General features: G+C 60.5%; 13 protein-coding genes. 11 read left to right on the forward strand and 2 right to left on the reverse strand.

What is annotated here, in order from left to right:
- The first annotated feature begins 3 nt into the window (after positions 1-3).
- The 7 genes from AB5Z05_RS15045 (at position 4) to AB5Z05_RS15075 (ending at position 7270) form a co-directional block, all read left to right on the forward strand.
- Positions 4-1395: an alkaline phosphatase gene (locus AB5Z05_RS15045; protein ID WP_368152088.1), complete on the forward strand. Its 1392-nt coding sequence runs from the start codon at positions 4-6 to the stop codon at positions 1393-1395.
- A gap of 72 nt (positions 1396-1467) precedes the next feature.
- Positions 1468-2154 carry a hypothetical protein gene (locus AB5Z05_RS15050; protein ID WP_368152121.1) on the forward strand — a complete coding sequence of 229 codons (687 nt, stop codon included), beginning with the start codon at positions 1468-1470 and terminating at the stop codon, positions 2152-2154.
- 82 nt (positions 2155-2236) lie between these two features.
- Entirely contained in the window at positions 2237-2974 is a 738-nt protein-coding gene (locus AB5Z05_RS15055; RefSeq protein WP_368152122.1) for a substrate-binding periplasmic protein, read from the forward strand.
- A 244-nt stretch (positions 2975-3218) separates the two neighbouring features.
- Positions 3219-3614, forward strand: coding sequence for a nucleoside diphosphate kinase regulator (rnk, locus tag AB5Z05_RS15060; protein WP_005334070.1), 396 nt, complete (start codon positions 3219-3221; stop codon positions 3612-3614).
- A gap of 192 nt (positions 3615-3806) precedes the next feature.
- Complete coding sequence (gene uhpA / locus AB5Z05_RS15065; RefSeq protein WP_005334071.1) at positions 3807-4397, forward strand: transcriptional regulator UhpA; 591 nt, start codon at positions 3807-3809, stop codon at positions 4395-4397.
- The gene (gene uhpB, locus AB5Z05_RS15070; protein ID WP_108613413.1) at positions 4394-5914 is read left to right on the forward strand and encodes a signal transduction histidine-protein kinase/phosphatase UhpB; all 1521 of its coding nucleotides are present in this window, start codon (positions 4394-4396) and stop codon (positions 5912-5914) included. Before uhpA ends, uhpB begins: the two co-directional genes overlap by 4 nt.
- 21 nt (positions 5915-5935) lie before the next feature.
- A complete protein-coding gene (locus tag AB5Z05_RS15075; RefSeq protein ID WP_368152089.1) occupies positions 5936-7270 on the forward strand; it encodes an MFS transporter in 1335 nt (444 codons plus the stop codon).
- 18 nt (positions 7271-7288) lie between these two features.
- Here the strand turns inward: AB5Z05_RS15075 and AB5Z05_RS15080 are convergent, their stop codons facing one another.
- The gene (locus AB5Z05_RS15080; protein WP_368152090.1) at positions 7289-8425 is read right to left on the reverse strand and encodes a GGDEF domain-containing protein; all 1137 of its coding nucleotides are present in this window, start codon (positions 8423-8425) and stop codon (positions 7289-7291) included.
- Positions 8426-8924: 499 nt separating this feature from the next.
- Between AB5Z05_RS15080 and AB5Z05_RS15085 the strand changes: the two genes are divergently transcribed.
- The 3 genes from AB5Z05_RS15085 (at position 8925) to AB5Z05_RS15095 (ending at position 11511) form a co-directional block, all read left to right on the forward strand.
- Positions 8925-9725, forward strand: coding sequence for a transporter substrate-binding domain-containing protein (locus AB5Z05_RS15085; RefSeq protein ID WP_005334079.1), 801 nt, complete (start codon positions 8925-8927; stop codon positions 9723-9725).
- 99 nt (positions 9726-9824) lie between these two features.
- Positions 9825-10784 (forward strand): amino acid ABC transporter permease, encoded by a 960-nt coding sequence (locus AB5Z05_RS15090; protein ID WP_108539660.1) that lies wholly within the window; start codon positions 9825-9827, stop codon positions 10782-10784.
- Positions 10768-11511, forward strand: coding sequence for an amino acid ABC transporter ATP-binding protein (locus AB5Z05_RS15095; RefSeq protein ID WP_064338276.1), 744 nt, complete (start codon positions 10768-10770; stop codon positions 11509-11511). The genes AB5Z05_RS15090 and AB5Z05_RS15095 overlap by 17 nt, the downstream gene beginning before the upstream one ends.
- A gap of 107 nt (positions 11512-11618) precedes the next feature.
- On the opposite strand, the gene AB5Z05_RS15100 is transcribed toward AB5Z05_RS15095, so the two are convergent.
- Entirely contained in the window at positions 11619-12410 is a 792-nt protein-coding gene (locus tag AB5Z05_RS15100) for an ABC transporter substrate-binding protein (protein WP_005334089.1), read from the reverse strand.
- 168 nt (positions 12411-12578) lie between these two features.
- On the opposite strand from AB5Z05_RS15100, the gene AB5Z05_RS15105 reads away from it, so the two are divergent.
- Complete coding sequence (locus AB5Z05_RS15105) at positions 12579-13418, forward strand: sterol desaturase family protein (protein ID WP_368152091.1); 840 nt, start codon at positions 12579-12581, stop codon at positions 13416-13418.
- Positions 13419-13454 lie beyond the last annotated feature (36 nt).

Below are 13454 nucleotides of genomic sequence, written 5' to 3' on the forward strand. Positions count from 1 at the left end.
TTCATGAGCAAACAGATGAACACATCCATCAAGCACACGCTGGTCTGCGCCGCCCTGTTCAGTGCGCTGGGCGCAACCTCCCAGGCACAGGCCGGTGATGCCAAAAACGTCATTCTCTTTATCGGTGATGGCATGGGGCCTACCGTGCTCACCGCCACTCGCCTGTTCAAGGTGGGAGAAGAGGGCAATCTGGAGATGATGAAACTGCCGCGCAGTGCCCGCATCAAGACCTTCTCCAACGATGCCCAGACCACCGACTCGGCCCCCTCCATGGCGGCCTACACCACCGGGGTCAAGATGAACAACGAGGTGATCGCCATGAGCAGCGACACCAAAGCCGTCGCCCCCGGCAAAGACGTCAATGGCAACAAAACCGTCAACAATTGCAGCAGCGATAACGGCAAGCCGGTGCCCACCATCCTGGAGCTGGCCAAGGCGGCAGGCAAATCGGTCGGAGCCGTCACCACCACCGAGCTGACCCACGCGACCCCGGCGGCTACCTACGCCCACATCTGCCATCGGGATGCTGCCTATGACATCGCTGCACAGGCCGTTCCGGGAGGAACTGGTTTCAACCAGGCGCTTGGGGATGGGGTCGATGTGCTGATGGGCGGTGGTGCCAACCACTGGACCCCCTACAGCGCCAGCAACAAGGGCGGTCGCAATGACAACCGCGACCTGACCGCCGAGATGAAGGCGCAGGGATACAGCTATGTCACCACCCAAAGTGAACTGGCCAAGGTCACCAGCGGTAAGGTGCTCGGCCTGTTCAGCAGCAAATCCCACTTGGACTACGAGCTGGATCGGGTCGCCAAAGGGGCTGCCAATACCCAGCCGTCCCTCTCCGAAATGACCGCCAAGGCGATCGACCTGCTGAGCAAGAACAGTCAGGGTTACTTTCTTATGGTAGAAGGCGGCCGGATCGATCATGCCCTGCACGGCACCAACGCCAAGCGCTCGCTCACCGACGCGGTGGCACTGAATGAGGCGGTCAAGACGGCGCTGGGTAAAGTAGATCTCAGCAATACCCTGATCGTGGTCACCGCAGACCATGACCACACCATGACCATTAACGGCTACTCCGCCAAGGGCAATCCGGTGCTGGATCTGGTGAAAAATGGCGATGGCTCGACCCAGAACGACGTGGATGGCAAGCCCTTCACCACCCTGGTGTTCGGTAACGGCCCCAATCGTGCGGCCGTGCGCCCGGTTCTCACCAGCGATCAGGTGATGGCCAATGACTATCTGCAGGAGACCGGCGTCAAACTGACATCGGAAACCCACGGCGGCGGCGATGTGATGCTGTTTGCCGATGGCGCTGGCAGCAACCGCTTCAAGGGCACACTGGATAACACCAAGGTGTTTGGCAAACTGCGGGAGGCGCTCGGCCTGTAAGCAGCAGGGGCCCGGGTGCATCTGAGCAATCGACTCAGCGGCCCGGGCCCCGGCTCTTTCGAGCGACAGATGATGATGCGATTTTTGCTTTCGTTATGGCTGCTTGGCTGCACCCTCGCCTTCCCCCTGCATGCTGACGACACGCCCCCGGATCTCGCCGCCCGGATCAGCTATCACGACCGGAACACCGGCAGCGATGGCATCGCCAGAGAGAGTGTCTGGCAAGAGAAGTGGCTGCGCGTGGGCAATCAGGTGTGGAGCCAGCGGCTCATTCCCCTCCCCCTTGCCCGTGCCTATCACGCCACTCACGACGCCACGCCCGGCCACAAGCACTTTACCCACCAGATGGCGGCCCGCTGGGTCAGCCGCAGTGATGAGGGTGAACTTCAGCTGCGTTATGCCGACAGCTGGCACAACCAGCTGGTTGAGGTGCCGGTGGAAGAGTATGGCCAGGTGGCCTTCAAGCCCGACTGGCTGCGGATCCGCCATCTCGTCAACCCGGCGCTGCTCGAGGGGATGACCCCGCTGGATGAGGCCGCCCCCGAGCAGACCCGCTGGTATGAAAAGCGCGAAGGGCAGCAACGAACCCGGATTCTCTGGTCGAGTCAGTGGCAGATCCCGCTGGTGGTCGAGTCGGCCAGCCTCGATGGCTATCGCAGCTACCGGATGGAGGTGACCCTGCGCAAGCTGCCTGCTCAGCTCCCCTGGCAGCAACTCGCTGATTACGAAGTGCGCGATCTGCGGGATTTCTTCGACTGAGATCCCAACCCCTCAGCGGGCACAACGACAACGCAGGCAGGAATGTTACACTCTGCATATTCGACTCTGGCTCACGACCTTGATGCGCGCTCTCTGCCTGCCCTTTTTTGCCCTGCTGTTATTGCTGGTGAACACCGGTGCCCAGGCTATTGTGCTGGTGGCGGCCGAGCTGCCCCCTTACGTCATTCAGTCCTCCCATGGTAAACCCAGCGGGGTGGGTATCGAGATCATGGAGGAAGCAGCCCGCCGTCTAGACGAGCCGCTTACTATCGAGCTGATGCCACTTCCACGTGCACTGACCCAGACAATTCACCGCCCCGATGTCTTGATGATACCGCCCGTGCGAAGCAGTCAGCGAGAGCACCTATATCAGTGGGTAACGCCCATCCTCGATGAACAGTTTTTGATCGTCAGCGATCGCCGGTTTCACCCAAAAGCACTGAAAAGCAGCGATTTGAAAAACCTTGATGTGGGCGTGCTGCGCTACTCGTTTGGTCAACACCTACTCAAGCAACGCATCGGGCTCCGGGGAGAGACAGTGGCAGATGAGCAACTCAACGCTCATAAACTCCATCGCGGTCGCATTGATGCCTGGGTCGCCGCATGGAATGTCATCCTGTATGCCCAACAACAAGACAAACGCTCATCACAGCAGCTGGTTCGCGGGGAAGTGTTGATGAACACCCAACTGTTCCTGGCCGCTCACAAGGATTTCCCCTTCAAAGAGGCGCAGCGCTGGCAAGCCGTGATAGACGAGATGCGCCATGATGGCACATTGGCTCATATCATCCGTCAGTACAACTATCAGGTTCCTGAGTAGTCACTCAATCACGGTTGCCAATGCCGGCCAGAATGGTTATGGTAGCCCCATGAAAATACTCGCTATTTCCTCGCATTTGCTCACACCCTGCTGAGCCCCCGCCTCGCTCCTTCGGCCGCGAGTCGCTTGGGGGCAGGCATTTTCAATCGATTGAACCTGTTGAATCCATTTTTGTAACACCCAGTGTGATGGCCAACCTGCACCCGCCGGTATGGGCCTATCCGCTATTGATAAGGAATATCTTATGAAACAACCTCATCTGGTTATCTCCAGCCTTGATCTGGACCGTATCGAACAACTGCTCGGTAACCACCCGCAGCATCTGGCCCTGCAAGAGGAGCTGGACCGCGCCGAAATCCGCGAGCCGGCCGACATGCCGCCGGACGTGGTCACCATGAACAGCAAGGTACGCTTCAAGATGCAGAGCAGCGGCAACGAGTTCTGCCTCACCTTGGTCTACCCGCGCGATGCCAAGGGCGACGAGAGCAACATCTCGGTACTGGCGCCGGTGGGCAGCGCCCTGCTCGGCCTGAAAGTGGGCGACAGCATCGCCTGGCCGGGCCCGGCCGGTCGCACCATCGAGGTCGAAATTCTGGAAGTGGTCTATCAGCCGGAGCGCGCCGGCGAGCTGCACCGCTGAGTCCCACGGGCTGGTCATCCCCTGTTGATCAGCCCGCTTGCTCGCCCTTGCCAGCTGATCCCGATCAAGCTTTGTTCACCTTGCTCCCCGGTTTTTAGCCCCTTTTCCTGCTGCTGCTTGAGCCTGACTCGGGGGGCAGGTATCTTGTTGGCCGCGTCATGGTCATGACGCACCGAATTTCAGGCTGACATCATGATAAAAATTGCCCTCATCGACGATCACCAGATCGTCCGATCCGGTTTTGCCCAACTGCTCAATCTGGAGCCCGATCTGCAGGTGGTCGCCGAATTCGGCTCCGCCAGCGACGCCCTTGCCGGTCTGCCCGGCAGCGGGGCGCGGGTCTGTGTCTGCGACATCTCGATGCCCGACCAGTCGGGACTGGATCTGCTCAAGCAGCTCCCCTCCGGCCTCGCGGTGGTCATGCTCTCGGTGCACGACAGCCCCGCCCTCATCGAGCAGGCCTTGCAAACCGGCGCCAAGGGGTTTCTCTCCAAGCGCTGCAGTCCGGACGAGCTGATCGCCGCCGTGCGTACCGCCGCCCAGGGGGGGTGTTATCTGACGCCCGACATCGCCCAGAAACTGGCCAGCAGCAGCCGGGATCCCCTTACCAATCGGGAGCGGGAGATTGCCCAGTTGCTAGCACAGGGGCTGGAGGTGAAAGCCATCGCCGAGCAGCTTGGCCTCTCCCCCAAGACGGTTCACGTCCATCGCGCCAACCTGATGGACAAGCTCAAGGTCAGCAACAACGTCGAGCTGGCCCACCGCATGCTGGATAGCTGGTGATCTCCCGTTTTGCCAGCTATGTCGCCATCGCGCTGGCGGCCTGCTTCATCTTTGCCGCCGGCTGGTTTTGCCTCTGGAGCATCAGCCTGCATCTGGCGGGTGGCCCGGCGCTGGCGGTGCTGCTGTTCCCCTTCGGCCTGCGCCTCGGGTTATTGTTGCAAAGTCCCGGCCACTACTGGCCGCCGCTGTTGCTGTGCGAAGGGCTGCTGCTCTACTGGCTCAATCTGGAAGTGGGGCTGCCCCACTGGCCGTGGCTGGTCGCGGGCAGTCTGCTGACCCTGATACCGCTGCTGATTGCCCGCCGCCAGCAGGTGCGCAATGACTGGCAGCAACTGTTGCTGCTGCTCGCCACCGTCACGGCGGCGGCGCTGCTGCAAGCCCTGCTCTGGCATCTGGCGGGAGAAGATGGCCTCTCGGCCCTGCTGCTCAGTCTGACCGGCGGGCTGACGCTGACCTCCACCTGCATGCTGATCTGGCACTACCTCACCCGCGCCACCTGGGTGCCGCTCGGCCCTGCGCTGGTGGATCAACCGGTGGAGTGGCGCTTTCGCCATCTGGTCTGGTATCTGCTGCTGTTCGTATTGAGCCTCTGGCTGCAACTGGGATTGCCCAACTCGCTGGTGCGCTTCACCCCGTTTTGTCTGGCCATCCCCATCATCGCCATGGCGTGGCGCTACGGCTGGCAGGGGGCGCTGCTCGCCACCCTGATGAACACCATCGCCCTGCTGGCCAGTCAGGCCTGGCATGATCACCCCCTCGACCTGCTGCTCTCATTGCTGGCCCAGAGTCTCACTGGCCTGCTGCTGGGTGCAGGGATCCAGCGCCAGCGCGAACTTAATCAGGCGCTGACCCGCCAGCTCGCCCACAATCGCCAGCTCACCGAGCGGCTGCTGGAGACCGAGGAGAGCATCCGCAAGGAGGTGGCGCGCGAGCTGCACGACGACATCGGCCAGACCATCACCGCCATTCGTACCCAGGCTGGCATAGTGCGCCGCCTCGCCCCCGATAACGCAGGTGTAGGTCAGAGCAGTGCCCTCATCGACACACTGTCGCTCGGGATCTACGACGCGGTGCGCGGCCTGCTCGGGCGGCTGCGCCCGCGCCAGCTCGACGACATGACTCTGGAACAGGCGGTACGGGCACTGCTGCGGGAGCTGGAGCTGGAGCGTCACGGCATCGTCACCCGTCTGGAGTGGCAGCTGGCGGATGGGGATCTCTCCGATGCCCAGCGGGTCACCCTGTTTCGGGTCTGTCAGGAGGGGCTCAACAACGTGGTCAAACATGCCAACGCCCACTCGGTCACCATTCGCGCCCGTGCCAGCGGCGAGCAGTTGCAACTGGTGCTGGAAGATGATGGCCGCGGTCTGCCGGAAAGCCGCCCGCAGCAGGGCTATGGCCTGCTCGGTATTCGCGAGCGGGTACAGGCCCTCGGGGGCAGTCTGCAACTCTCCTGCATCCACGGCACCCAACTGACGGTCAACCTGCCCAGTCGCAGACGGGAAGAAAGTCATGGCTAATCACCACCAGAGGGCCTGCCTGTGCTGAGTTTTATGAGAAGCGCGCCGCCCCGGCCCCTTATCCGGGATCAGGCCGAGATCGACGCCACCTATCGCCACTGGCGGCTGCACCTGCTGCTGACCATGTATCTGGGCTACGCGGTCTTCTACTTCACTCGCAAGAGTTTCAACTTCGCCATGCCGGACATGCTGGCGAGCGGCATGCTGGACAAATCCGATATCGGCATGCTGTGGACTCTGTTCTACATCACCTACGGCTGCTCCAAGTTCTTCTCCGGCATCATCAGTGACCGCGCCAACCCGCGCTACTTTATGGGTGTCGGACTGATGGCCACCGGCGTTATCAATATACTGTTCGGCCTCTCGTCGGCACTCTGGATGTTTGCCGCCCTCTGGGTCGCCAACGCCTTCTTCCAGGGCTGGGGCTGGCCCCCCTGCTCCAAGCTGCTTACCAGCTGGTATTCGCGCACCGAGCGCGGCGTCTGGTGGTCGGCCTGGAACACTGCCCACAACGTCGGCGGCGCGCTCATCCCCCTTATCGTCAGCACCATCGCCCTGCAACATGGCTGGCGCTACGGCATGATAGTGCCCGGCCTTATCGCCATCGTGGCGGGGTTGTTCCTCTGCTGGCGGCTGCGGGATACCCCGAGCGCCATGGGTCTGCCCACGGTGGGCGAGTGGCGCAAGGACGCCATGGAGCTGGCCCAGCAGACTCAGGATGCGGGGCTCTCCCATCGCCAGATCCTGCACAAATATGTGCTGGGCAACCCTTATATCTGGCTGCTGGCCTGCTGTTACGTGCTGGTCTATGTGGTGCGCACCGCCATCAACGACTGGGGCAACCTCTACATGACCGAGCAGCGCGGCTTCAATCTGATGAGCGCCAACTCGGCCATCTCCATGTTCGAGGTGGGGGGCTTTATCGGCGCCCTGGTGGCGGGCTGGGGATCGGACAAGCTGTTCAACGGCAACCGCGGCCCGATGAACCTCATCTTTGCGGTGGGGATCCTGCTGGCGGTGGGGTCGCTCTGGCTGATGCCCTTCTTCAGCTACGTGATGCAGGCGGCCTGTTTCTTTACCATCGGCTTTTTCGTGTTCGGCCCCCAGATGCTGATCGGCATGGCGGCAGCGGAGTGCTCCCACAAAAATTCAGCAGGGGCAGCCACCGGCTTTGTCGGCCTGTTTGCCTACATGGGGGCGGCGCTGTCAGGCTATCCGCTGGCCAAGGTGATGGAGATCTGGCACTGGAACGGCTTCTTCGTGGTGATCTCGGTGGCGGCGGGCGTCTCGGCCCTGCTGCTGCTCCCCTTCCTCAAGGCACAGGCACCGCGCCCCCAACCTGCCGACACGATGTGATACCGGACTGAGCGGGAGTTACGCCTCCCGGCCAGCCTGACAGACCCGGTTCTTGCCCTGCCGCTTGGCGCAATAGAGCGCATGATCGGCCTGAGTGAACAGAGGATCAAAGTGCCACTCCCCGTGCCAGTGGGAGAGCCCCATGCTGACCGTGATGGAGAGGCCGCCCATGTTGCGGTTCGCGACCGCCTCCAGCAATCCCTCGCAGCGCTGCAGCGCCAGCACACCGGGCTGCGAGAAGAGCAGCACAAACTCCTCGCCACCGAAACGGCTGCACACTAAATCGGGCTGGCTACCCAGATAGGCGCCGAGCTCGGCCAGCACCCGATCACCTACCTCGTGGCCATGCTGGTCATTGATCTGCTTGAAATCGTCGATATCGAGCACGGCCAGCGCGCCGCCGTCACCCAACTTCTGCTGCTTCAGCTGCTCCATAAAGCCGCGCCGGTTGAGCAGGCCGGTGAGAGGGTCGTGGCTCGCCTGCTGGTGCAGCGCCAGCGCCCGGTACTGGGTACAGAGCAGCAGCACCCCGAAAGTGGAGAGATAGCTCCCCATCAGCATGGAGAGGAAGGGCAGCACATTGACTCCGCTCTTATCCATCAGCATCTGCACGTTGTCCTGCCACAGGAACCAGAGCCGCATCAGGTAGAAGGCGTAGAGCAGGATGTTAACCACGGTAAAGACCATCACCGCTGGCAAATAGTCGGGGTAGCCGTGACGCCAGACCAGATAGACGATCACCGCCCCCAGCACCATGTAGCTCAGGCAAGCCAGCATCACCCTAGACTCCATCCCCCCCTTCACAATGCACCAGCTCAAGATCAGCAGATAGACCAGCATGAAGAGCACACCGGCACGCCAGTTCGGGGGCTGGCCGAAAAAGCGCTGCAGCGCCAACGGCATCAGCGCGATGCAGATCGTGATCAGGGTGTTGGCCAGCCAGATGCCGGATGGGCTGGGGAAAAATGCCTGCAACGAGAAGAGCGTCTGGGCCACCAGCGCACAGAGTGCAGACCACCACCAGTAACCGATACCGGGGATCTCCCTGTGGGTAGACCAGATGATGGAGAGGGTGATAAAGCCAAGACTGTAGCCACCCAGCGCCATCAGCATCAGGGTAAAAACGTCCAGTTTCAGCAGCAGTGAGAGCGCCATACAAGAGCCAGTTTCAGAAGGTAACTGAGTATATGAGAAGCGTTTGCCAAGACCCAGAGGGGACTGACTGTTTTCACAATAAAAACATATTGTTTACTGTCTCTGTGGCCTGCTTGCCCTGTCGGGATCGCACCACCGCAGGTACAGAAAAAGTCAGAGTACAAAACAAGCCACAAGCGAACCCCATCATATGTAACAAAAGGTATTGAACACAATTTGGGCTTGAACCGGCCACGTTAGATAGATATGTTGTTTTCGTGTGATTTTATGAATGAAGCCATGAGCAATAAATGTCTCTAACCTGTTGAGTCTTCTGACACAATCTGTTTTTGGTACATTTTTCACTCAACCACTATTCATAGCATCTCATATGGGGCTTTTGTCCCGCACAAGACATTCATCCTGTCTTGCCTGTTGCCGGATGCAGCAGTCTCTTGTGCCACGGAGTCGCACGGGATCAGGTTCAAGGCCGAACACACCACCGACAGAGACGTCACTTATGATCAAAAAACTGATTCTTTCTACCCTGCTGTTTTGCGGGATCGCCACGGCGGCCCCGACCCCAGCCCCCACCTCCACCCTGGATGCCGTGCTCGAACGCGGCGTGCTGCGAGTCGGCTTCGACGCCGGCTATCAACCCTTCGAGATGACCAACAAGCAGGGCCAATACATCGGCTTTGATGTGGATCTCGCCAAGATGGTCGCCAAAGAGATGGGCGTGAAGGTCGAGTTCGTCAACACCGCTTGGGATGGCATCATTCCGGCGCTGCTGACCAACAAGTTCGACGTCATCATGGGCGGCATGACCGTCACTCCCCAGCGCAACCTGCGGGTCAACTTTGCCGATCCCTACATCGTGGTCGGCCAGACCATAGTCCTGCGTAAAGAGAAGGCGGGTGAAATCAAATCCTTCACCGACCTCAACGACCCGAAATACAAGATCGCGGTCAAGCTCGGCACCACCGGCGAGCAGGCAGTCAAGCGCCTGATCCCCAAAGCCACCCTGCTGCAGTTTGAAACCCAGGATGACGCCAAGCTGGAAGTGATCAACGGCAAGGTCGATGCGTTCGTCTATGACCTGCCCTACAACGCTATTTTCGCCTCCCAGAATCAGGGCGCCGTGGTGCACCTCGACAAGCCGTTCACCTTCGAGCCGCTGGCCTGGGCCATCCGCAAAGGGGATCAGGACACCCTCAACTGGTTCAACAACTACCTGCGCCAGATCAAGGGCGATGGCAGCTACGACCGTCTCTACAAGAAGTGGTTCGAATCCAACGCCTGGCTGAACCAGCTCAAATAACCTCCGGGGGGCGGCACATGCCGCCCCTGCACCACGCAGCTCCCCACACAATAACGAGAAGAGGTTGTGACTGTGCACACACCCAAACCGACAAGACAGATGGAAAAACAGCCCAATCAGCTACTCTGGCATGGGGTTTTCCTGCTGATGCTGCTGGTTGCCGTATTCGGCATCTACAAGGCTGTCCAGTCAGTGGATTACACCTGGCGCTGGGAACGCATTCCCCAGTACATCGCCTATCAGGCGGAGCAGAAGAATCTCGCCGAATTTGACGGCACCGTGATGGCGGGCACCAGCGAGGCCGAGAAGGGCAAGCTGTTCCTGCAAGACGATCTCGACCCCAATGTGCGGCAAGCCATCGCCAGTACCGGCGTACAAGTCGCCGAAGGGGATACCGTTTTTCGTGGCGATACCCTCGACACCCAACTGAGCTGGACCGCAGGCCCCATCGCCTGGGGCGTCTGGGTCACCGTCAAGCTCTCGCTGGTGGCAGGCATCTTCGCCATCCTGCTCGGCACCCTGGCCGGACTGGCGCGCCTCTCCCCCAATCCGGCCCTGCGCAATCTGGCCATCACCTACGTTGAGCTCATCCGCGGCACGCCGCTGCTGGTGCAGATCTTTATCGTCTACTTCTTTATCGGCACCGTGCTGAACCTCGACCGCTTCACCGCCGGGGTCGCCGCGCTGGCGGTCTTTACCGGCGCCTATGTGGCGGAGATCGTCCGCGCCGGTATCAGCTCCATCCACAAGGGGCAGATGGAGGCGGGCCGCAGCCTGGGTATGACCTCCGCCCAGACCATGCGCTACGTCATCCTGCCGCAGGCGTTCAAGCGGGTGCTGCCACCGCTGGCGGGCCAATTCATCAACCTCATCAAGGACTCCTCGCTAGTCTCGGTCATCTCCATCACCGATCTGACCAAGGCGGGGCGCGAGGTGGTGAGCTCCACCTTCAGCCCGTTCGAGGTATGGTTCACCGTCGCCTTGCTCTATCTGGTGCTCACCGGCACCCTCTCTTTTCTGGTACGCCGTCTCGAGGTGAAATATGCGAAAAGCAACTGATCCCATCATCAAAGCGACCGGCGTAGAGAAGTTCTACGGTAGCGAAGTGCACGCCCTGAAAAATGTCAGCACCCAGGTCGCCGAAGGGGAAGTGGTGGTGATCGTCGGCCCCAGCGGCTCGGGCAAGTCCACCTTCCTGCGCACCCTCAACCAGCTGGAGACCATCAACGACGGCAACATCGTGGTCGACGGCATCTGCCTGACCGAGCCGGGCGATGTCAACAAGCTGCGGGAAGAGGTGGGTATGGTGTTCCAGTCCTTCAACCTCTTTCCCCACCTGACTGTGCTGGACAACATCTGTCTCGCCCCGCAAAAGGTGCGTGGCCTGTCGCGCCGTGAGGCCGAAGACAGAGCCAAGGCGCTGCTGCTGAAAGTGGGGCTGTCGGTGAAAGCGGCCAGCTATCCCTCCCAACTCTCCGGCGGTCAGCAACAGCGGGTGGCCATCGCCCGGGCGCTCGCCATGCAGCCGCGCATCATGCTGTTTGACGAGCCCACCAGTGCGCTCGACCCCGAAATGGTGGGGGAAGTGCTGGATGTGATGAAGGGGCTGGCTCGCGAGGGGATGACCATGGTGGTGGTGACCCACGAGATGGGCTTTGCCCGCGAAGTAGCGGATCGGGTGCTCTTTATGGAGAGTGGCGAACTGCTGGTAGATGAAAAACCGGCCGATTTCTTCGACAATCCCCCCTCCCCGCGTCTACGCCAGTTCTTGAGTCAGGTGCTGTAGCCAACACGCTCTGCTGGATAAACGAAGAGGGACCGCAAGGTCCCTCTTCTTGTGTGTCACGCTGAGCAGGCTTAACCCAGCTGAACCCGAGTGCCCCTCTCATCGGCTCAGCGCGGGGACTTTCCCAGATAGCGCTCCACGATCACTTTCACCCCGTCACGTTTTTTGAGCTGATAGAGCTCCTTGTCAAACTGGTCGATAAAGGCCTGTTTGTAGGGGTACTCCCCCTTGCGGCTGTAGCCGAGAAACCCCTGCTCCTTGCTGAGCACCGGCCCCTGTTTGAGCAGGGACATATCGGCCACCGCCAGCTGATCGGCCTTTATCATGTTGAGCAACTCATAGAGCAGGGAGAGGCGATCATTGATGGTGCAATCGACCCTGCCGCGGACAATCTTGAGCAGGTTCTCCCGATTGCTTTTCACCTCCTCCACGTCGATCTGCTTCTCTTTTACCGCCTGCCAAAAGGCATCTCCGCCGACGGCAAAACCGGCGTTCATACCAAAGCGCAAACCGTGATAGTCGAGCGGAAACCTGGCCTGCGGGGTATTGGCCGCCACACTGGCGCCGCACATCACCACCAGCTCTTCATCCAGCATCGGCTGGGAGTAGGGCCACATATAAGGGCGGGTATCGGGCATGTAGTAGGGTGGAAAAATAGCGAAGGCGGTCCCCTGCTCCACCATGCTCAGACCGCGCCGCCACGGCATGGGCTTGAGCACCACCTCATAGTCAGGCATGGCAGAGGTTACCTCTCGGATGATGTCGGCATAGATCCCCCTGACCTCCTCCCCCTCCTGCCAGGAGTAGGGGGGATAGGCGGCATCCGCCAGGATCTCGACCCGGGTCTTGGCGTGCGCCATCATGCACAACCCCAGCAACAAGCAACACCAGACGCGCATAAGCCAGCACCTCCTGAAAAAGCCTGCATCAAGCATAGCCATCCAGCGCGCCTTCCTCTGCTGGCGCGCCATATTTCATGCCATCTCTTCGTCGGCTGAAAAATGTTAATGAAATATTAAAACCATCCTTTATGCTGGAGAGCAATTGCTCTGAATGGATGGCCGCATATGGATGTGCAACTGCTTTTGCTCTACCTCTCCCCGATTTTTCTGGCCTTTATCGGCTGGGAGATGCTCTACCTGCGCAAACATGGCGCGGCCTTTCCCACCGCCACCTACCAGTGGCGGGATCTGTTCGCCAACGCAGCCCTGGCCCTGATGCACCAAGGGGGCGATGCGCTGGCGGCCATCGCCATTGCTTATCTGTATGACACCCTCTGGGGCTGGCGACTGTTCGATATCGAGCTGAATCTCTGGAGTGTGCTACTGCTGTTCCTGTTGCAGGATCTCTGTTACTGGCTGTTCCACTTCACCAGCCACCATGTTCGCTGGCTGTGGGCCTCCCATGTGGTGCATCACAGCTCGGAGCGGCTCAACCTCTCCACCGCCTTTCGCCAGAGCCTGATGTACCCGATCTCCGGCATGTGGCTGTTCTGGATCCCGATGATTGTCATCGGCTTCCCGCCCGAGGCGGTGGTCACCACCGTGCTGCTGAGCCTCGGTTTCCAGTTCTTCGTCCACACCCAGGTGGTGGGCAAGCTCGGCTGGCTTGAGTGGCTCTTCAACACCCCCTCCCACCACAGGGTGCACCACGCCAGCAACGCCAAATACATAGACCGCAACTTCGCCGGCGTGCTGATCATCTGGGATCGGCTGTTCGGCACCTTTGTCGAAGAAGATCCGGCCGAGCCGTGTCGCTTTGGCATCACCAAGCCGATCCACAGCTTTAACCCCCTCACCCTCACCTTCCACGAGTGGCGCGACATGCTGCGTGATGCCCGTGGCCTACCCTGGCGACAAAAACTCGCCGTGCTGTTTGGCAAACCGGCCGGGCCTGCCAGCCGTTGAGCCTTCGCATCGAATAGCAACTCCCGGATAGCAAGC

This window comes from Aeromonas sp. R2-4 (assembly GCF_040908365.1).
Lineage (GTDB): Bacteria > Pseudomonadota > Gammaproteobacteria > Enterobacterales > Aeromonadaceae > Aeromonas > Aeromonas veronii.